At 62.6% G+C, this 20,576-nt stretch carries 17 protein-coding genes; 9 read left to right on the forward strand and 8 right to left on the reverse strand.

The features are described from left to right. Positions 1-59 precede the first annotated feature (59 nt). The gene (betB, locus tag RNA01_RS05820) at positions 60-1,523 is read right to left on the reverse strand and encodes a betaine-aldehyde dehydrogenase (RefSeq protein WP_147179022.1); all 1,464 of its coding nucleotides are present in this window, start codon (positions 1,521-1,523) and stop codon (positions 60-62) included. After that, positions 1,520-2,158, reverse strand: coding sequence for a transcriptional regulator BetI (gene betI, locus RNA01_RS05825; protein ID WP_147179023.1), 639 nt, complete (start codon positions 2,156-2,158; stop codon positions 1,520-1,522). Before betI ends, betB begins: the two co-directional genes overlap by 4 nt. Before the next feature lie 197 nt (positions 2,159-2,355). Between betI and RNA01_RS05830 the strand changes: the two genes are divergently transcribed. Together RNA01_RS05830 and RNA01_RS05835 are read left to right on the forward strand one after the other, a co-directional pair. Continuing rightward, positions 2,356-4,158, forward strand: coding sequence for a bifunctional diguanylate cyclase/phosphodiesterase (locus RNA01_RS05830; RefSeq protein ID WP_147179024.1), 1,803 nt, complete (start codon positions 2,356-2,358; stop codon positions 4,156-4,158). A 121-nt stretch (positions 4,159-4,279) separates the two neighbouring features. Then, positions 4,280-5,281, forward strand: coding sequence for an NAD(P)H-quinone oxidoreductase (locus RNA01_RS05835; protein WP_170253375.1), 1,002 nt, complete (start codon positions 4,280-4,282; stop codon positions 5,279-5,281). Between the two features lie 175 nt (positions 5,282-5,456). On the opposite strand, the gene RNA01_RS05840 is transcribed toward RNA01_RS05835, so the two are convergent. Next, positions 5,457-6,743 carry an MFS transporter gene (locus tag RNA01_RS05840; protein ID WP_147179025.1) on the reverse strand — a complete coding sequence of 429 codons (1,287 nt, stop codon included), beginning with the start codon at positions 6,741-6,743 and terminating at the stop codon, positions 5,457-5,459. Positions 6,744-7,260: 517 nt separating this feature from the next. Here RNA01_RS05840 and RNA01_RS05845 point away from each other — a divergent pair. Then, positions 7,261-9,198 carry an O-linked N-acetylglucosamine transferase, SPINDLY family protein gene (locus RNA01_RS05845; RefSeq protein ID WP_170253376.1) on the forward strand — a complete coding sequence of 646 codons (1,938 nt, stop codon included), beginning with the start codon at positions 7,261-7,263 and terminating at the stop codon, positions 9,196-9,198. 305 nt (positions 9,199-9,503) lie between these two features. After that, positions 9,504-10,511 (forward strand): asparaginase, encoded by a 1,008-nt coding sequence (locus tag RNA01_RS05850; protein WP_147179027.1) that lies wholly within the window; start codon positions 9,504-9,506, stop codon positions 10,509-10,511. Positions 10,512-10,573: 62 nt separating this feature from the next. Here the strand turns inward: RNA01_RS05850 and RNA01_RS05855 are convergent, their stop codons facing one another. Both RNA01_RS05855 and RNA01_RS05860 read right to left on the reverse strand, forming a co-directional pair. Then, positions 10,574-10,993, reverse strand: coding sequence for a VOC family protein (locus RNA01_RS05855; protein ID WP_147179028.1), 420 nt, complete (start codon positions 10,991-10,993; stop codon positions 10,574-10,576). A 110-nt stretch (positions 10,994-11,103) separates the two neighbouring features. Further along, complete coding sequence (locus RNA01_RS05860) at positions 11,104-11,763, reverse strand: glutathione S-transferase family protein (RefSeq protein WP_147179029.1); 660 nt, start codon at positions 11,761-11,763, stop codon at positions 11,104-11,106. A gap of 303 nt (positions 11,764-12,066) precedes the next feature. On the opposite strand from RNA01_RS05860, the gene RNA01_RS05865 reads away from it, so the two are divergent. Then, positions 12,067-12,618: a DUF2087 domain-containing protein gene (locus tag RNA01_RS05865; RefSeq protein ID WP_147179030.1), complete on the forward strand. Its 552-nt coding sequence runs from the start codon at positions 12,067-12,069 to the stop codon at positions 12,616-12,618. Here RNA01_RS05865 and RNA01_RS05870 read toward each other — a convergent pair. Both RNA01_RS05870 and RNA01_RS05875 read right to left on the reverse strand, forming a co-directional pair. Next, positions 12,615-14,429: a bifunctional diguanylate cyclase/phosphodiesterase gene (locus tag RNA01_RS05870; RefSeq protein WP_147179145.1), complete on the reverse strand. Its 1,815-nt coding sequence runs from the start codon at positions 14,427-14,429 to the stop codon at positions 12,615-12,617. The genes RNA01_RS05865 and RNA01_RS05870 overlap by 4 nt on opposite strands. Before the next feature lie 142 nt (positions 14,430-14,571). Beyond that, a complete protein-coding gene (locus RNA01_RS05875) occupies positions 14,572-15,933 on the reverse strand; it encodes a TIGR03808 family TAT-translocated repetitive protein (RefSeq protein WP_147179146.1) in 1,362 nt (453 codons plus the stop codon). Between the two features lie 204 nt (positions 15,934-16,137). On the opposite strand from RNA01_RS05875, the gene RNA01_RS05880 reads away from it, so the two are divergent. Continuing rightward, on the forward strand, positions 16,138-16,344 hold the full coding sequence (locus tag RNA01_RS05880) for a hypothetical protein (RefSeq protein ID WP_147179031.1): 207 nt from the start codon (positions 16,138-16,140) through the stop codon (positions 16,342-16,344). Between the two features lie 173 nt (positions 16,345-16,517). Here the strand turns inward: RNA01_RS05880 and RNA01_RS05885 are convergent, their stop codons facing one another. Further along, positions 16,518-17,006 carry a MarR family winged helix-turn-helix transcriptional regulator gene (locus RNA01_RS05885; protein ID WP_371864049.1) on the reverse strand — a complete coding sequence of 163 codons (489 nt, stop codon included), beginning with the start codon at positions 17,004-17,006 and terminating at the stop codon, positions 16,518-16,520. 198 nt (positions 17,007-17,204) lie between these two features. Between RNA01_RS05885 and RNA01_RS05890 the strand changes: the two genes are divergently transcribed. The 3 genes from RNA01_RS05890 (at position 17,205) to RNA01_RS05900 (ending at position 20,555) form a co-directional block, all read left to right on the forward strand. Continuing rightward, positions 17,205-18,752: an MDR family MFS transporter gene (locus RNA01_RS05890; RefSeq protein WP_284728032.1), complete on the forward strand. Its 1,548-nt coding sequence runs from the start codon at positions 17,205-17,207 to the stop codon at positions 18,750-18,752. A 75-nt stretch (positions 18,753-18,827) separates the two neighbouring features. Then, entirely contained in the window at positions 18,828-19,655 is an 828-nt protein-coding gene (locus RNA01_RS05895) for a L,D-transpeptidase (RefSeq protein WP_147179033.1), read from the forward strand. Positions 19,656-19,841: 186 nt separating this feature from the next. Next, complete coding sequence (locus RNA01_RS05900; RefSeq protein ID WP_147179034.1) at positions 19,842-20,555, forward strand: L,D-transpeptidase; 714 nt, start codon at positions 19,842-19,844, stop codon at positions 20,553-20,555. Positions 20,556-20,576: the final 21 nt, after the last annotated feature.

A 20,576-nucleotide genomic window follows, 5' to 3' on the forward strand; every position in this document is an offset into this window, starting at 1 on the left:
TGCTGATCGAGTGAGAGGCGTGCGGATCATCTCTTCTCCCCGATGGGGAGAAGAGGAGGTCAATACGGCGCCTCGCACTTGCCCATGCCGACATAGACCGTCTTCAACTCACTGTAGTGCTCAAGCGCCGCCGCCGAATTCTCCCGTCCGAAGCCGGACTGCTTGGACCCGCCGAAGGGGATCTCGACCGGGCAGAGATTGTAGGTGTTGATCCACAGCGTACCGGCTTCCAGCTGGTCGACGACCCGGTGGGCGCGGGTTATGTCGGCAGTGAACACGCCGCCGGCGAGACCGAATTCGGTGGCATTGGCGCGTTCGACGACTTCCGCCTCGTCGGTGAAGTCGAGCACGCACATGACCGGGCCGAAAATCTCTTCGCGGGCGATGGTCATTCCGTCGGTCACATCGGCAAACACGGTCGGCTGGACAAAGTAACCCTCGCCCGAGACGTTGTTGGGAATGCCGCCGCCGGTGAGGAGCGTTGCGCCCTCCGCCTTGCCCTTGGCAATATAGCCGAGCACCTTTTCGCGCTGCGCCCAGGAAACGAGCGGACCCATCTGGGTCACCTCGTCCTGCGGGTCGCCGATCAGGATCGCCTCGGTGCGTTCCTTGAGGCGGGCGAGGAACTGGTCCTTGATCCCCTTGTGCACGAAGACGCGCGTACCATTCGAGCAGACCTGGCCGGTCGAATAGAAATTGGCGAGCATGGCGCCCGAAATCGCGCTTTCGACATCGGCGTCATCGAAGACGATCAGCGGTGACTTGCCGCCGAGTTCCATGGTGACATGCTTCAACTGGCTGGCGGCGGCCCCCGCCACCTTGCGTCCGGTCGGCACCGAGCCGGTCAGCGAGACCTTGGCGACGTCGGGATGGTTGACGAGCAGGGGGCCGGTCTCGCGGTCTCCCTGGATGACATTGTAGACACCCTTCGGCAGGCCGGCCTCGATCAGGATCTCGGCTATCTTCAAGGCCCCGAGCGGGGTCACTTCCGACGGCTTGAACACCATGGCATTGCCGGCGGCAAGCGCGGGCGCCCCCTTCCAGCAGGCGATCTGCTGCGGATAGTTCCACGCGCCGATGCCGACCACGACGCCGAGCGGCACGCGCTTGGTATAGGCCCAGTCTCCGCCCAGGGGAATGTGGCTGCCGTTGAGCGCGGCGGGCGCGATGCCGCCGAAGAATTCAAAGGCATCCGCGCCCGAGGTCGGGTCGGCGACGATGGTCTCCTGGATCGGCTTGCCGGTGTCGAGCGTTTCCAGCTCGGAAAGCTCGCGGTTGCGTGTCCGCATGATCTCGGCGGCGCGTTTCAGGATCCGGCCGCGCGCCATCGGGCTCAAGGCCGCCCATTCCTTCTGCGCCCGTTTGGCCGAGGCGATCGCCTTTTCGACGATGGCCGGGGTGGCCGCGTGGAGTTTGGCGATCACCTCGCCGGTCGCAGGATAGATGCTCTCGATGACGGTGCCGTCGGTATCCTCGACATATTCTCCGTCGATGAAGTGCGAGGCTTTCGGTTGGGCTTTCATGTCCTGTCTCCAGACGGAAGAATGTTGAGTTCATTGTAAGGCGTATTGCCGCAAGAGCCGTTGTTCAGCTGTCCGCTGACGTAATTCTCGACCAGAGCCACCGAGGCCTCGATCGACAGTGGCGCCGCCCTCAGCGATTGGCGGATGTAGAGCCCGTCGATCATCGCCGCCGCGCCGTCGGCGATGCGGCCGGCGTCGTTGGCCGGGCAAAGCGGGCGCAGGCCCGACATCAGGTTGGAATGCAGCCGCCGCGCATAAACCACCAGCAGCCGTCGCGTCTCCTCCGAGCGTTGCGCTTCCGAATAGAAGGCCAGCCAGGCGGCGATCGTCTCGGGGGAGAACTGGTCCGCCTGAAAGCTCACCCGGATCACCGCGGCAATCCGCTCGCGTGGCGTTTTCGCGGCTTTCAACGCCTGGACCGTATCGCGGCGCAACTGCCTGAGCAGGGCACGGATCGTCTCGATCAGCAGTTGTTCCTTCGAGCCGAAATAATGATGCGCCAGCGCCGGCGAGACGCCGGCCTCGCGGGCGATCTCCGACATGGTGACGGCGAGCGAGCCGTGATGACCGATCGCGCGCAGCGCCGCATCGACAAGCGCCTTGCGGCGTACCGGCTCCATTCCGACTTTCGGCATCATAACTCCTTTTTGATTATTGCAGTTTATTGTTGATTGATCAGTCAATCAATAAAAATCCCGACGTGGGCCAGCCGATCCGCGACTGGGCGCGCCAAAACGCAATCGTCATCAAACCTTCACATTGAGGAAAGGTTTTCTTGACGGTTTGCAAGGCAACCTTGCGGCATAAAAACAAATGGTTTTTGGAGACAATCATGGTTACGGGCGTCGCTGCGGAAACGGGTATTATACGCCGCTTTGCCAATGACCAATTGCTCACCCTCGCCAAGCTTGTCGTTGAAAACGCCCTCCAGCCGATAGTCGAGGTCGGCACCGGCGCGGTTTTCGGCTACGAGAGCCTGATGCGCGGCCACGACCGGATCGGTTTCGACAGTCCTCTTGATCTGCTCGACCAGGCGGCCGAGGTCGGACATCTGGTGGCGATCGAGCAGATGGTGACCAGCCGTGCGCTCGCCAAATTCGCGACCCTGCCGCATTTCTCCGACACCACGCTTTTCCTCAATCTCGACGTCCGTATGATCCCGCGCGGCAACGAGTTGATCGACAGCGTCCTGCAGCATCTGCGCCAGGCCAATATTCCGCCGTCGTCCGTCTGCTTCGAGTTGTCCGAGCGCTTCGACAATACCAGCATTCCCGAGTTCGCCGGCCTCGTCGCACGCCTGCGGAAATCCGGCTTCAAGCTGGCGATCGACGATTTCGGTGTCGGCCACGGCGAAATGAAGCTGCTGTGCGACTACCCGCTCGACTATGTGAAGATCGACCGCCATTTCATCGCCGGCCTCGACGGCAATCCGCGCAAGCGTCACCTGGTGAAGAACATCGTCAATTTCTGCCACGTGCTCGGCGTGCGGGTGATTGCCGAGGGTATCGAGACCGAGGCCGAATTCATCGCCTGCCGCGAATTCGGCGTCGATCTGGTGCAAGGCTGGTTCATCGCCCGCCCGACCACCCTGATGAACGAACTGAAGCCGTCCTTTCCCCACCTGCAGGAGATCGGCAAGGTGCGGCGCAGCGCCCAGTCGCTCGACGAAATTCTGATCCGCCGGCAGATCGAACACATGCCGACCGTGTTCGAGCACGAGGGCATCGACAATGTCTTCGATCTCTTCCGCCGCAATCCGCGCCAGTCCTTCTTCCCTGTGCTGAACGCCAATGGCGAGCCGCGCGGCATCATCAACGAGTTTCACCTCAAGGAATTCATCTATCAGCCCTTCGGCCGCGACCTTCTGAAGAACAAGGTCTACGAGCGGTCGATCTCGCATTTCGTCGAGCGCGCGCCGATCGTCGGCCTCGATGCCGACGCCGAGCGGCTGATGTCGATCTTCGCCAATATGGATGGGTCCGACTGCGTCATCCTCACCGAGAACATGCGCTACGCCGGCGTCGTGTCGGCCGCCTCGCTGATCCGTATCATCAACGAGAAACAGCTGAAAACCGCGCAGGACCAGAACCCGCTGACCGGCCTTCCCGGCAATCGCGCCATCCGCGATCTGATGCAGGATTTCGCCCGTGACGGCGACGACACCCGCTTCTTCTGCTACTGCGACTTCGACCATTTCAAGCCGTTCAACGACCACTACGGTTTCCAGAGCGGCGACCATGCGATCAGCCTGTTTGCCGCGCTCCTGCGTCGTTATTTCTTCGCCGAGGGCGATTTCCTCGGCCATGTCGGCGGCGACGATTTCTTCATCGGCCTGCGCGACTGGACGCGCGAGGAACTGACCGAGATCCTCGACCGCCTGCTGTCCGATTTCCACGATGACGTGGTCGAACTCTACTCCGAGGAAGATCGCAATGCCGGCCGCATTCACGGCCAGGATCGCCATGGGCGGGAGCGCGATTTCCCGCTGATGCGTTGCTCCATCGGCGTGCTCGAACTGCCGCAAGGGCTGGTGATCGATGACGTCAACCGGGTTTCCGCCGAGATCGCCGAATTGAAAAAGAAGGCGAAAGACAGCGACAGTGGCCTGGTGATCGACGTCTATAGCGGGCGCTGACGGCGCCACAAGGAGGCGCGAAAGACGAGTGCTTCCGCTTTCCGCGTCAATGGGCCTCCTTTCCAGATCGCGCGCCATGCCTTATGTCGAGACATCCGCGCCGAGTGAGAGGAAACACGTCATGCCGCTTCCAGAATCCATGCGTTATGTCGACCTGCCGTTCTTCGGCGAGGCTGACGTGATGACCCTTGCCACCGGCCCGCTGCCGGCAGTCAGGTCGGGCGAAATCCTGGTCCGCGTCGAGGCGGCCGGCATCAACCGCCCGGACGTCGCCCAGCGTCAGGGCACCTATCCGGCGCCGAAGGATGCGAGCCCCGTGCTTGGCCTCGAAGTGGCCGGTGAAGTCGTGGCGCTCGGCGAGGGCGTCGAGGAATTCGCGCTCGGCGACAAGGTCTGCGCGCTGGCCAATGGCGGCGGCTATGCCGAATACTGCGCGGTCCCGGCCGGCCAGGCCCTGCCGTGGCCGAAGGGCTATGACGCGGTCAGGGCCGCAGCCCTTCCCGAGACCTTCTTCACCGTCTGGGCAAATCTCTTCCAGATGGCAGGGCTGACCGAAGGCGAAACCGTGCTGATCCACGGTGGCACGTCGGGCATCGGCACCACCGCGATCCAGCTCGCCAGGGCATTCGGAGCGGAGGTCTTCGCCACGGCCGGCTCGGCGGAAAAGTGCCAGGCCTGCGTCGACCTCGGCGCCAGCCGTGCCATCAACTACAAGACCGAGGATTTCGTCGAGGTGATCAAGGCGGAGACGAAAAAGCGCGGCGTCGACACGGTGCTCGACATGATCGGCGCCGCCTATTTTCAGAAGAACCTCGCGTGCCTGGCCAAGGACGGTTGCCTGTCGATCATCGCTTTCCTCGGCGGCGCGGTGGCCGACAAGGTCGATCTGACGCCGATCATGGTCAAGCGCCTGACCGTCACCGGCTCGACCATGCGGCCGCGCACGGGCGACGAGAAGCGCGGCATCCGCGACGAGCTCGTCGCGGAGGTCTGGCCGTTGATCGAGGCCGGCAAGGTCGCGCCCGTCGTTCACACCGTGTTGCCCTTCGATCAGGTGGTCGAGGCGCATCGGCTGATGGAAAGCTCGCAGCATATCGGCAAGATCGTGCTCAAGCTGGGGTGAGGGCAGGGGGGCGTTTTCCCGATGGCCCCCGTCCGTAGCCTTCTTTTCGGAACTATGCAGCAAATGCCATCCACGACCACTATCGGCCCATAGCGGACCATCGTGTCATCTGCAGCGAAAGGCAGCAGGGCGCCCACTCTGCGTGATGCTGCATAGCAAACGAATGTCGGCTATGTCATTCTTCTGCCCGTAGCCTTCTGGCCAACACACCCATCAGGGGCAGCGCAATTACAAGGAAGGTTGTCCCAACCATCCACGCGGTGGGTGTTGTGTAAGCCTCGGCAACAGCTCCAACCAAGACCAAGCCAAATGCAGCCCCCAATTGCTGTACGAGTGAGCGCAGTGACAGCATTGTAGACCGCTGTCGATCTTCAACGCAGGAATGCAGAATGCTGCTGGCAGGCGTTTCACTCACGCCCAAGATCACCGAGTAGAGGATGAAGATTGCAACAAAGCCAATGATATTTTCTTGTAACGCCAACGCGATTTGAACGGCTGCAAGACAGGCAAAAGTCACTGATAGTGTGATAGCGTGACGGCGTCTGAAAATCCGACTGATGTGAGAAGACAGTGACGCTCCAAAGGCAATTGAGAAGAAGTAAGTCGCCGTCAGTGCGCCAACCACAGAATTCGCGTAGCCATCATCCAGCATGGGTTTTGCGTGGGTTGGCCAGATCACTTCGACCGGGTTTGTAGCCATCAAGAACAAGGCAAGCGCCATGAGAAGGATCGAGAGTGTGGGGTGTTTTAAGGCGAGCAGACCCGCATCTTTGATCAAATGTGGAACGTCTGCGAACCCCTGTACGAGTGCCTTGGGGTTTAGCGAACGCCGCTTTTCCGAAATGGCAAACACAGTGTAAGCGAACACAGCCAACATCAAAACAAAACTTGCCACGTAAGAAACGTCGAAAATACTGAACCCTAGTCGAACTGCGACTGAGCCGAAGGCATCGGGCAACAGACCTCCAAAAATGGCACCGGAAGCCAATCCCATTGCATTAGCAAACTGGGCTTTTGCAAGAGCAGGTTGAACATCAACGTTTGGAGCCATGGCTTTGAAATTCTCGACAAACCACGCGTCCAGAGTGCCAGAGCGCAGTGCACGTCCAAAGCCGATGAAGGCAAACGATAGAGCCAGAACATAGAAGTCGTATGACGACACGAAGAGAGCCAGAGAGATCAGACTTGCAACGACCGCAGACAAGAAAACGGGCTTGCGTCCAACGTTGTCCGCCAGCCCACCAAATGGCAATTCCATAGCTATGGTCGTGAGCGAGTAGACGCCAAAAAGAAGCGAAATCTGGAACAGGTCCATGCCTCGGTCGTTCAGAGCCAATGCAACAACGGCCACTGTCAGACCCATCGCGAAGCGATCCAGAAACTGGTGTACTTGAAATACCCGAATGTGCCGCTGAGCAGACCGCGTGAGCAATTGGAATGAGAACTCGAGGTCGGTTGCCATGTTCGTAGCATCGTCTACACCGGCACTAAATACAATAGATGTGCTGATCCGCAGTAAGCCAACGCCTCGCGAAAGCGGTCATTGGCGTACTTGCAGCGAACTCACACTTTGTCCGCACCGCCGACCTTGGCGGCCACTGCAGCGAAAGTCCGCAATTGGCGCTAAGCTGCCGACGCTGCGTCGGTATCGCTTCGTGGTGTTTGCTGCCAATTTCGCCCTTTTTCTGCCCCTTACCCTGACCCTCTGCCCGCGGGCGGGGAGAGGGGACGGCCACGGCGGTGCCACTCGTCCCTTCTCCCCGTTCACGGGGGTGAGGGGTGATCGGCGAAGCCGGCGAAACGATCCAGGGATCGTTTCGAATGACGAACGCCTTGAACTCAAGCGAAGGGCTGGCGGAGGTGCCGGCAGGCGGATGCGGGGCAAGCGCTCCAACCGCAATGGCCCACCCCATCCCCAGCGCCAGCCTCGTGCAACCGTGGTTCCCTAAGTCTGCCGGCGACGGATGGAGGCGAAAGCCATGAAGAAGAGCTTTGAACAGGCGCTTAAGGAATATCAGGCCGGGCGGCTGCCCGAGGCGCTGAAGTTTGCCGAAAGGGCGCTCAAGGCGGGCGGGGCGAACCATCCGGGCCTTCTGGCGCTGATCGGCAATATTCGCTTCAAGTCTGGCGATCGTGCGGCCGCCGCCGAGGCCTTTGCCCGCGCGGCGGAGAAGGCCGACGACAAGGCGGCCGCCGGCTATCTTAAGCTTGCCGTGACGCTTGCCCAGGCAGCCGGCCTGACCGACCTTATTCTGTCGGTTGGTGCGCGCGCGGTGAAACTCAACCCGGCCGATCCGGAGTTGGCCTTCACGGTCGCCAGCGCCTTTTTCAGTCGGGGCCATTGGGGCGAGATGACGCCGATGCTTGATCGGCTCGATCGCCGCAATGATCGGCACATGGCACTGATCGTCAATCACCACCGGCTGCTGGGAAAGTTCGAGGCGCTCTGGGCAGAGCTTGACAAGGGGCTGGCTTCCAAGCCTGACGACTGGTTCCTGAATGTCTCGAAGTTCGCCGTCGCCCGAGAGGTGCTCGACTTTCCCACCATCGAGCGCCACGCGGCGCTGATGCGCGCGCCCGATGCGCCGTTCGCAGCGGGCCTGCTGGCCCGCGAGCCAGCGCTCGGCCGCATCCTCTGGTCGGACGATGAGGCGCTCAACGCCCGGCCGACCCAGGAAACCCCGAGCTATGCCGCGACGCTACCGTCCGCCACCGGCCGCACGCGTCGGGCCTTCTCCGCGCCCGGCGAGAAGATCCGTATCGGTTATCTGTCGAATGATTTTCATGGTCATGCGACGATGACGCTGTTTCTCGAGGCGCTGGCCACCCATGATCTGGAACGCTTCGACGTGACGCTGTTCTGCTATACGGAGCGCCACGCGGCGGCCCAGCAGGCGGCCTGGCCGGAGCATTTGCGCCAGCTCGTCGTGCCAGTCGGCCATCTCTCCGATGCCGATGCGGCCGCGCTGATCTCGGAGCGTAGGATCGACATCCTGGTCGACCTCAAGGGCCATACGATGGGTGCCCGTCTCGGCATCGTCAATCTCTCCGACGCACCGGTGAAGGCCACGTTTCTCGGCTTTCCGGGCTCGGTCACTGGTATCGACCTCGATTATGCGATCACCGATCCGATCGTCACGCCGGATACCAGCAAGCCCTTCTTCGCCGAAAAGCTGTGCCGCCTGCCGGAGACCTACCAGCCGAACAATTGCCGCACGCGTGCGCGACCGCAGCCGATGGAGCGCGCGGCGGCGGGCTTGCCCGAGGACGCCTTCGTCTTCGCCTCGTTCAACGCCGCCTATAAGATCACTCCCCGCACGCTGGCGCTCTGGGCCGAGGTGCTGCGCGCCGAACCCGATTCGGTCCTCTGGATCCTGTGCCGCCCGGCACTTGCCCGGAGGAACCTGACTGAGGCGATGATGGCGCACGGTGTCGCGGCCTCGCGGCTGATCTTCGCCGACAATGTGCCCTATCCCGCGCATGTGAGTCGAATTCCGCTCGCCGATCTGGCGCTGGATACGTTTCCCTGCAACGGTCACACGACGACCTCCGACATGCTGTGGGCCGGGCTGCCGGTGCTGACCGCGCCGGGAACGGCCTTTGCCGGCCGCGTCTCCGCAAGCCTGCTTTCGGCGCTCGGTCTGCCGGAACTGATCACCGAAAGCGATGCCGCCTTTGTCGAAGAGGCGGTCCGCCTGGCACGCGACCCCTACGCGCTCACGGCCCTGCGCGCGCGGCTCGATGAGGCCCGCGCTCGTGCGCCGCTGTTCGACAACGAGCGTTTCGCCCATCATCTCGAACGGGCTTTCGAGATGATGGCCGACCGGGCGAGGGCAGGGCTTGCCCCAGACCATATCGACGTCGAGGCGCTGCCGGCGCGGACCGCCCCCTTCATCAGCGACGCGCCTGTGGGATGACCCCTTGAAACACACACCGTCGACGCCCATCTCTTGTTCAGTGTCAACGAACGAAAGGGAGGTGATCGAATGTCTAATGAGATTTCGGTTTGCATGACGGGCTTGGCGAAGACGATGGTCTCGACGGGGCAGCCCTCGGCCTGACCTCGCCTTGCTACGGATCGCGCCGCGTGATCCGGGTCCGTTATGGGACCAGACTCATGGAAGGGTCGCCTCGTGCGGCCCTTTTTTGTTGTGTCGGCCCCCGTGCATCCGAGCCCGCTTCGGTCTAAGAATGCGAGGAATCGGATCCGGAAAGGCACGCCATGCAGAACCCCGTCACTGTCGAAGTCACCCGCGGCAAACTTGTCGAGAGCCGCCACCGGGGCCTTGCCGTGGTGGTCGATGGCGACGGCAAGGTGGTTTTCTCCGCCGGCAACATCGAGGCCGCGACCTTTCCGCGCTCCGCCTGCAAGGCGATGCAGGCGCTGCCGCTCGTCGAGAGCGGCGCGGCCGACGCCTATGGCTTCGGGCAAAAGGAGCTGGCGCTCGCCTGCTCGTCGCATTCCGGCGAGGATGAACATGTGGCGCTCGCCGCCTCGATGTTGAAGCGGGCCGGCCGCGACGAGAGCGTGCTCGAATGCGGCGCCCACTGGTCGTTCGAGCAGCCGGTGCTGATCCATCAGGCGCGCACGCTGGAAAAGCCGACGGCGCTGCATAACAATTGCTCCGGCAAGCATGCCGGTTTCGTCTGCGCCTGCTGTCATTCGGGCGAGGACCCGCGCGGCTATGCCGGCTATGACCACCCGCTTCAGGCGGAAATCCGCGGAATCATGGAGGTTCTCACCGGCACCCCGCTGTCGCGTGACAATTGCGGTACCGATGGGTGTTCGATTCCGACCTATGCCGTGCCGCTCGTTGCGCTCGCCCGCGGGTTCGGCAAGATGGCGACCGGCAAGGGGCTTGAACCGGTCCGCGCTGCCGCTGCCCGCCGCCTGATCGAGGCCTGCATGGCCGAGCCCTTCTATGTCGCCGGCACTAGGCGTTTCTGCACCCGGCTGATGCAGGTGGCGCCCGGCAAGATCTTTGCCAAGACCGGCGCCGAGGGCGTCTTCTGCGCCCTGCTGCCGGAACTGGGTCTTTCCTTCGCCGTCAAGGCCGAGGACGGCGCGAGCCGCGCCGCCGAATCGATGATCGCGGCGCTTCTCGCCCGCTTCTTCGAAGAGGATAGCCCCGAGCGGTCGGCGCTGATGGCCATGGCGAACCACTCCATGCGCAACTGGAACGGCCTGCACGTCGGCGACGTGCGGGTCACCGACGTGCTGTTTTCCTGATCTGAACCCTCGCCGTACCGGGACGGCGCCGCAGCGCCGTCTTCTCCGGCATGTGGCCCATGTCAGACCGCGAAGATCGCCGCGTCGTCGTTGAAGGCCTTGAATTCCAGCGCGTTTCCGGAAGGGTCGAAGAGGAACATGGTGCGCTGCTCGCCCGGCTGGCCCTCGAAACGCAGCTTGGGTTTCAGCCCCCAACGCGTCTCCGGATCGGCCTCCAGACGGTTCGCCAGCGCCATGAAATCGTCCATGCCGAGGATCACGCCGAAATGCGGGATCGGCACGGTGTCGCCGTCGACCGAGCCGCTGGCCGTGTCCTTCGGCATTTCCGCCCGCAGGTGCGCCGACATCTGATGGCCGAACAGGTCGAAGTCGATCCATTTGCCCGGGCTCTCGCGACCGATCGGGCAGCCGAGCACTGTGCCGTAGAAATGCCGGGTCGCCTCGATGTCGGTGATCGGGAAGGCAAGGTGAAAGGGGCGCATGGTTTTCCTCCGTATTGTCGTGCGGCCAGCCTAGCGGCATCGTCGCGCCAAGCAAGCCGGCAATCGCACCCGGCGACGAGGGCCAGCGCGGCCCGGTGGCGTCGTTTTCCTTATTCCTGCTCGTCGAGACGCGTCTGCCACATGGCCTTGAAGGCCGGGCGGTCATGGCAGCGCTTCAGCCAGGCGGCGATATGCGGGTGAGCGTCCATCAGCGGTTGATAGGGCTGGCCGTAACGGACCACTTCGGCAAGGTTGATGTCCGCGACGGTGAAGCGTCCGCCGACGGCATAGTCATTGTCGGCGAAATGGCTTTCCAGCACGGCGAGCGGCCGCTTGAGCAGACGGGCCGCCACCTCCGCCTCGGCCTGTCCCGCCTCGGTCGAAAGCCGGCCCTGGGCGTTCGACATCGAGATTTTCAGCGCATTGGCCTCGATCTCGGCGACCGCGAAGAATGACCATTGCGTCATCAGCGCATCCTCGGCGAGATCCTTCGGTGCCAGTGGACCGCCGGCTTTCCGGGCAAGATAGAGATTGATCGCCATGCTCTCGTGGAGCTTCAGCCCGTCGTCGTCGATCGCCGGTATAGCCCCCATCGGGTTGACCGCCAGGTATTCCGGCGAACGCGTGTTGATCCGTGCGCCCGGCGCCATCGGGTCGGCAAGCTTGTAGGCCTGGATCACCGGCACGTGCTCGAAGGCAAGGCCAAGCTCACCGGCCAGCCAGAAGGTGCGCGTCGCGCGCGATTTGTAGACGCCGTAGATTCTCAGCATGAAAGGGATCCTCCGATTGAGCCCCGGAGGCTAACGGTTGGATGTGCCAATGAAAAGCCGCGCCTCCTTGATCCGCGCAGGAATTTCGATGATGTCGGCGGCGAGAGGCAACATTGACTTCGCGGTGCGAAAATCTTAGTTCAGAGAAACGGGTCAGCAGTTCACCCAGGCGTCACCGCCCCGAGAAGGGGAGCTAAACCTGTCTTTCCCTGAGAACCGACAGCCACTTTTTTCGTGCCTGGTCGGAAGACGGTGACCACCGGCCTTTCTGCTTTGCCAGGGCACGATGTCGAGGAAGTGACGATGTCGCGAACGATCCATAGCTATGAAGCGCCCGATCTGTCGGTGCTTGCCAAGACCATCAAGCGAGAACTCGATGCCCGCAGCGAAAAGCCCGGCCATGTCGAGATCCTCAATATCCTGTCGCGTGCGGCGGGATTTCGCAACTACCAGCATTTCAAGGCGTCGCGCGCCGCCGAGACGCGCCTCGAGGCCGTGCCTGAGCCGAAGGGTATTGTCGATTTTCGCCGCGTCGAGGCCGCCGCCCGCTGTTTCGACGCGGCCAATGTGCTCCGGCGCTGGCCGGGCAGGACCAATGTGCAGCAGCTTTGCCTGTGGAAGCTCTGGTCGTTCTTTCCCTGCGGCGAGGAAATGGCCGAGGGGCAGGTCAATGATCTGCTGAAAACCCACCATACCTTCGGAGATCATGTGCTGATCCGCCGTGAAATGGTCAATATGGGGCTTCTGTCGCGCACGCCTGATTGCCGCATCTATCGTCGTGTCGAACGGCGACCGCCGGAGGATGCGCTGGCGCTGCTCCGAGTGGATGGGTTGTGGAGTGGCCCGCCGCGTTAAGCGTGCGCCAGCCGCTTTCGCTTGCGCGTCGTCTTCAGGCTGTCCTCGCGTAGCATGGTCGCGATCGTATCGCGGTCCCGTGCCCGGGAAAACAGGAAGCCCTGGCCGAGGGTGCAGCCGAGCTGGACCAGCGTGCGGGCCTGTTCCTCCGTCTCGATGCCTTCGCAGACCACCCGGATGTCGAGCCCTTCGGCAATGTCCAGCAGGCCCTTGACGATGACCGCGCCCGGCCGGTCGACTACCACTCGGTCGATGAAGGACTTGTCGATCTTGATCACGTCGACGGGCACGCTCAGCAGATGGGTGAGCGAGGCGAAGCCGGTGCCGAAATCATCGAGGGCGACCGACATGCCGGCTTTGCGCAGATCGCGGATCTGCTCGCCGACGATCTGGTCGCGCTGGTCGAGATAGACGCTCTCGGTCACTTCGACGATCACCTTGTCCAGCGGCACGCCGACGTCGGTGAAGCGCGATGCGATGCGCGCGGCAAGGCCGCCACGATAGAAATCGGCGGCGGAAAGGTTGACGCCTATGCGTTTGAAGGTAAGGCCCGCATCAATGAAGCGCCGCGCATCGGCGGCGACGATCGCCAGCATTCGCTCAGTCAGTTCGAAGGCGACGTTGGCATTCTTCGTTGCCTCGTGGAAATGGCCAGCGGCGATGAACTCGCCTTCGCGCGTGCGCATTCGGCAAAGCGCTTCGAGGCTGATGATACGCCCGCTTTTGATTTCGACGATGGGTTGATAAAAAGCCTCGATCCGGTCTTCGCGCAGCGCTTCCGTCACGTCCTGGATCGCACGGAAACGCTTGACGATCGAGGTGCCGAGCCCAGGCACGTATTCGATGTAATTGCCTCTGGCGCGTTCCTTGGCGTGATAGAGCGCGTAGTCAGCGTTCTGGCGGACCAGCTCGGCCGGTTCGTCGGGGTTTGCCACCGCCCCGCCCAGCGTGACGGAGGGGTAGAAGACATGGTCACCGCAGGGGCAAGGGGCCTTGATCGCCTCCAGCAACCGGGCGGCAAGGGCGGCGAGGTCCGGCTCTCGCTCCGAACAGACGATGATTGCGAATTCGTCTCCGCCGATGCGGAAGCCCATTCCCTGTTCGCAAACGGAGGCGATTCGTGCGGCCACTGTGCGGATCAGGGTGTCTCCAGCCTCGTGACCAAAACTGTCATTGACCAGCTTCAGATTGTCGACGTCGGCAAGAAGGATACTCCAGGACCGGCTGGATCTGCCGTGCTCGTCCGCCACGTTGTTGAAGCGGGCGCGGTTGGGCAATTGCGTCAGCGCGTCCGTTTCTGCGAGCCTGCGGCTCTCGGCGATGCGCTGATCGCGTTCGATGGCGATGCCGCAGAGATGGACGCAGGCATCGACGATGCTCTGCTCGAACTTGGTCGGTCCGCGGGTTGTGTGGTAGTAGAAGGCAAATGTTCCAAGTACCTTGCCGGCGACGATGATTGGCGACGACCAGCAGGCCTTGAGATCTATCGGAAGGGCCAGCGCCTTGTAGTCGGTCCAGTAGGGATGAGTGGCGATATCGGTCACCACCACCGGTTTGCCGGTAAAGGCGGCCGTGCCGCATGACCCGACGCCGTGGCCGATTGGAGCACCGTCGATCGCGGCGGCATAGTGTGTCGGAAGCGACGGTCCGGCCAGGTGCCGAAGGCGATTGTCGGGGTCGAGGATCAACACCGAGCACACGATGTCGGAGCTCATGGTCTCCACGCTGCGACACAAATGGTCTACGGTTTCGCTGAGCGGTGCTCCGGTCGCGATCTTCTCGAGAATGGTGTTTTGCAGCTTGGTCAGCATGGCCGTCGATTGCGTTGTTGGACGGGGCATAGAAACACGTCCTGCTTAAGCAGTCCTTACGGAGAGGCTAAAATAGCGATGGTGCCTGGATAGCTCGGCACTGGAAGGGTGCGCTTGCAGCCCTGCTGCACTCGGATCGCGCTCAACCGCGCCGGTTACCGTCTATGGAAAGATGGGCCATGTCGCCCGCGCCGTCAATCAGTTCCTTTGTGGCCTTCTCGGTCCAACGATAGCCCAGGATTGCCCCTTCCGGCGTCTCGGCGATCAGATTGCCGGAAATGATCGCCGCGCCGGCGCCTTCGACGACGGTGACGGCAATGCCGACCGGGGCGTGGCGGATGAGGTTGGAGGTGGCGACGACATTGCGCAGAAAGGGACCCCAGCCGAGTATCAACCCCCATTTCGGTGCGTTCTCGATCACATTGCCCGTGACGACCGTGTCGGCCTCGACGGCAATGCCAAGGCCGAAACCGGCGCCGTCTGGCACATAGGGGCCCTCGAGCTTGAGATTGCGAACGATATTGCCGGAGACGGTCGAGAGCCGGCCGCCCTGGTCGAGGTTGACGACGAGAATGCCGTTGGCCGCACCGTCGATCAGATTATCGGCGATCACCGCGCCCTCAAAGGAGAATTCCGCATAGATCGCGGTCTCGCCGGACGAAAAACACTGGTTCCCGCTGATTGTCACATTGGAAGCTGAATTGGCGCGGATGGCCGAGAAGGCGCAATCGGAGACGTGGTTGCCGGAGACGATGACATTGTCGGCGCGGAACAGGTTGATGCCATTGCCGTTCTGTCCGGTGCCGCCGGAGCGGGCGCCGATCCGGGAGATGCGGTTGCCGCTGACCACGGCGCCATCCGTGCCTTTGGTCCAGCGATGCACTAGGATGCCGCCGTTGCCGCACTCGGAGACGGCGTTGTCCCTGACCGTCAGCGCCTTGGTCTCGATCGCCATCAGTCCGGCGTCGGCGGCGCCGGTGATGCGGCAGTCCGTGACGCTGCCGCCCGAGCGTTCCAGTTGCAGGCCGTGCTTGCGGCTGCCGATGATTGCGCAGTCGCGGACGAGGACTTCGTCCACGCTGCGAAAGGCGACAAGCGCGTCGGTATAGTCGGCAAGCCAGCGGTTGGCGCCGTCGAGCGTAATGCCGGATAGCGTCACGTGACGGGCGTCGCGTGCGGTCAGCAGATGGCCGTCGCCGGTGTAGGTGAGGCGGGTGGCGCCCGCCACGCCGAACAGCCTGGTGCCGTCCGGCAGTTCGAGGTTGGAGACTTCGTAGGCGCCGGCCGGCAGGAACACCGGCTGGCCGCTGGCGGCGGCGGCGTCGAGCAGGGCTTGCAGCTTGCGGCTCTGGTTGTCGGCGGCCCCCGGCACGATGCCGGCCTCCCTGGCGTCGAACGCCCCGCGCAACTCGGCGGCAAGCGGCTCTGGCTGGGCATCGGCCCGGCTGGCGCAAAGCGCCGGCAGGCTTGCCAGTGACCCCAGAAACACACGCCTTTTCAGCATCTTCCGCTCCCCGTCCGCGATCCGGCCATACGCCGGTCTCTCGCTCATGGCTGCTCCAACCTTGGCTGAAACTTCCCGGCGCGGCAAGCATGCCTGCGACAAATCATCCATCGTTCCGTGAGGGGAAAACGTTTGCGCTAGATCAATGCTTTCGACTGGGTAAGGTCTAAATTTTTCCTAGAAAGTAAATCGATGGAGGGTTTGATGCTTCGTCTTTCCGCAGTGCTTTATATTCTTGTCGCCAGTGTTCTGGGTGGTGTTGCCGTGATCGCTTTGCTTTCCATGAATATGATGGAAGGCTGGAAAATCGCCGCTGCCTTCGGTGCGGGTTGTGTGGTCGCTATACCGGTCGCTGCCGTGCTTGGCCGTAAGATGTACAACGCGATGAAAACCCCATCGGCGACCGCTTGAGTTGCCGTTTAATTGCGCGCTGCGCTTGCTGGCGTCCTGTGGGACGGACTGGCGCTGGCGGATCGCAGGCTGCATGCGCGCCCGGCTCGACCGGCCTTGTCCTTGACGGGAAAAGGCCGGTCGAAACGGCGTTTTAGGAACAATGGCCCGCTTACATGCGCGGTGTGGACGTGCTAGTCGTCGCCATTGGTTTCGGCGGCGGTTTCGATCTCAAATTGCTGCAAACGCTGATCGAAGCCCGACAGGAAACGGTCGTAGAGTTCGGCAAAGCGCGCGACGTCGTCAGCGGGCCAGTCGGCGACGATCTCGCTGATCGTCTCGCGTTTTACTTGGTCGACTTTCTCCAGTATTTCCAACCCGACCGGGGTGATCACGACGATACTCCGTCGCGCGTCCTCCTGCGAGACCTCCCGTTTCAATAGTCCCTGACGCACGAGATCGGCGACGATCCGGCTCGATCGCGAGGGGTCGACCCTGATCTGCTCGGCAATGGCGCCGACAGTCGCCTCCTGAGTCGCCTGCAGGCGACGGACAGAGCCCACCACATCGAGATGGGAAAGCTCCATTCCCGCGCCGATGCGTCGGATCGCCAGATTACCGATGAAGCGTCGGCCGATCATCAGCCGCATGCGCGCCATCGAGCGGCCGATGCTGGCGATCATTTCGGGCGTATGCCGCGTGCTGAGGCCGGAGGAGACGGCGGAGTTGGACGGCGGGGTGTCGATTTTGTCGGTCATGGCTTCCTGTTAGCAGATGTCGTGGAGGGAAAAAAGAAGTTTCATGCTTTCGACATATATATGCGATTGACAAATAAATGTCAAAGTCACATAAAATGACGAAATTCAAATCGGAATCCCGTCATGGACATGAAATCTCAAGTACCCGACCCAACGCCGATCGCGGTTGTGGCGCCATTCGTGCCGCTGGTTGCCGATCCGCGCCGCCGCGTCGTCGTGTTTCTTCTGCTTCTGATGGCGATGTTCATGGCGACGCTCGACAACCAGATTGTCTCGACCGCGCTGCCGACCATCGTTGGCGAATTCGGTGAACTGGAGCGTTTCGGCTGGGTCGGCTCGGCCTACCTTCTGGCCTCGAGTGCTGTCATGCCGCTCTACGGCAAACTGGGCGACCTGTTTGGCCGCAAATATGTCATCATGGCCGCGGTGACGATCTTCACCGTCGGCTCCGCGGTCTGCGGGCTGGCCGTGTCGATGGATACGCTGATCGCCGCCCGCGTGCTGCAGGCACTTGGCGGCGGCGGGATCATGGTCTCGATCTTCTCGATCAATGCCGACTTGTTCGAGGCTCGCGAACGTGCCCGCTACCAGAGCTATTCGAGCTTGGCGCTGATGGCTTCCGGTGCTGTCGGGCCGGTGCTCGGCGGCACGCTGAGCGACCTCTTCGGCTGGCGCTCGATCTTCTTCGTCAATCTGCCGATCGGTATTCTGGCCTTGGTCGGGCTCGCCATTCTCCTTCCCTATCGCAAGCCACACCGCCGTCCGAAGATCGACTATGCCGGTGCGATCCTTCTCGCCGGCGCGGTGGCGAGCATTGTGCTGTGGGCCGACAGCGGGCAGATCTTCGGTTCGCTCGTCGCGCCCGAGAGCCTTGCCGTGGTCGCCTTCGGTCTTGGCTGCGCGCTGGCCTTCATCGCCGTGGAGCGCCGCGTCGCCGAACCGGTCGTGCCGCTCTCGCTGTTTTCCAGCCGGACGATCAATCTGATGCTCATCGTCTCGCTGGCCTCCGGCGCGGTCGGCATCGGCTCCGTCAACTATGTGGCGCTCTTCCTGCAGACGACCACCGGACTTTCGCCCTCCATGGCCGGTCTCCTGTTCATCGCCATGACAGGCGGCATTGCCTTGGGTTCGCTCTGGGCCGGCCGGCGAATCGCCAAAAGTGGCTACTACAAGCCGTATTCAATCGCCTCGACCGCGGTGGGTGTCGTTGGCCTGACGATTTTCAGCCAGTTGCATGCCGGCACGCCGATCGTTTTCATTGCCGCATTGATGCTGTTTCACGGGATAGGCATCGGCATGGGCCAGCAGGTGCCGGTGCTCGGCGTCCAGAATGCGGCTTCGCGTGACGATGTCGGGGCAGCTACCGGGACGGTGACGCTCGCCCGCATGTCGGGCGCGGCGCTCGCCATCGCGATCTACGGGGCGATCCTCGGCTCCGGTCTCTCCGGTCTGACGAATCAGATCCCGGGTGTCGCCAATTTCAAGGCGCTGACGCCAAGCGTGCTGGCCGGTCTGCCGGAAACAAGCCGCGTCTTGGTGGCCGATGCCTATGCCAGCGCCTTCACCCCTCTTTTCCTGGCCGCCGCCGGCATGGTTGCTATCGGTCTTGTCGCCGCCCTTTCCCTGAAGAATGTCCGCCTGCCCGTTGCAGGCAAGGGCAATACCGGCTGATCGGGCGTAAGGACAGCTTCGCGCCAGCCGCGTTTGCCAGATTGCCGGCAATATCTCGGCATGAAGCGGTGAACGATGTTGTCCAAGCGATCTTCCAAGCGGTTCCCTCCGGCAGCGGCGCATGCGCGTCGCGCGTTTGGCCTTGCCAGCGGCGTGGCTCTTCTGTCGGTCCTGTCCGGCTGCCTGTTCGTGACCGATACCAGTCGCATGAATATCGAGGTCTTCCAGGATGAGGTGGCGCCGGTCTACTACGATCCGGCCCGCGTCCAGCCGGCCGATAGGCAGCCCGTGCCGCAAAAGCGCGATCTCTACACCACCCAGTTTCACCAGACCTACGGCCTGCCAGTCACCAATCCGCTGCACCGGGTCATGTATGGCGTGATGCGTGACGACGGTCACACCCTGCCGGCCATTCCGCTCGACCGGGTCGATCGCTCCACCCTGCGACAGGAGGTCGACTATGCGACCAGGGAAGCCCCGGGCACTATTGTCGTCGATACCAAGGCGCGCCATCTCTATCTTGTTCAGGCCGGTGGCAAGGCGATCCGCTACGGTGTCGGTCTTGGTCGCGACGGTTTTGCCTGGTCCGGACGCGGCACCATCGAGATGAAGCGGAAATGGCCTCACTGGACGCCGTCGAACGAGATGGTCGAGCGCCAGCCTGATCTGCGGTCGGTCTCGGCGGCCGAAGGCGGGCTTGAGGCGGGCCTCAACAATCCGCTCGGTGCGCGCGCCCTCTATATTTATCAGGATGGCAAGGACACGCTCTACCGCGTCCACGGGACGCCAGACTGGCAGTCGGTCGGCAAGGCGACCTCCTCGGGCTGTGTCCGGATGTTCAATCAGGACGTCATCGACCTTTACGACCGGGTGGGCGCCAAGGCGCCGATCGTGGTTATCTGAACGGATTGTAGGCGGCCTGCCACAGCGCACGGCAAAACGACCTCCTCGCGAAGAGTTGACCCCGTCTGGCGGTTGCATGTCGGGCGCTTTCCTGTTGCATTGCGCAAAAATCGGGAACAAATCTAGCGCCTGAGGTCTTTAGCTGCGTTCCCTTCGGCTTGTCGTTTACAGGAAGTCCCCTCGTTCATGCCCTCTTCGAATCATCTCTCGCGCCGCGCCTTTCTCTCGCTGTCCGGTCTTGGTGCCGCCAGCCTGCTTGCCGGCTGCGCCTCTTCACGCCCCGTCGGCCCAGGCGCGGTCCCTGTCGCCAATCCTCGCGTGGTCGATCGGCCGCTCACGCGGGGTTCCGCCGAACTCGATGCCATGTATGGCGAGATCTACGACGGCGGTTATGTTATTCCGGCGGTGCCCTACACCCGCATCGATCCGCGCTATTATCGCCAGCGGGTTGTCGATCCGACCGGTCAGCCGCCGGGCACCATCGTTGTCGATACCCCGTCGCGTTTCCTTTATCTGGTCGAACCCGGTGGCACGGCCATGCGCTACGGTGTCGGCATCGGCCGCGAAGGTTTCGCCTGGCAGGGCACCGGCGTCATCCAGTGGCGCCAGAAATGGCCGAAATGGACGCCGCCGGACGAGATGATCGGCCGCAAGCCGGAACTGGCCAAATATTCGGCCGACAACGGCGGCATGTCGCCGGGTCTCGACAACCCGCTCGGCGCGCGTGCGCTCTACATCTTCCAGAACGGTCAAGACACGCTTTATCGCCTGCACGGGTCTCCCGAGTGGAACTCGATCGGCAAGGCGGTCTCGTCGGGCTGCGTTCGCTTGCTCAATCAGGACATTATCGACCTTTACCAGCGGGTGCCAAACAAGGCTCGGGTTCTCGTCTGGCAATGACAAACGATTCCCTCGCTGTGA

It is taken from the genome of Paenirhizobium naphthalenivorans (assembly GCF_007992095.1).
Lineage (GTDB): Bacteria > Pseudomonadota > Alphaproteobacteria > Rhizobiales > Rhizobiaceae > Allorhizobium > Allorhizobium naphthalenivorans.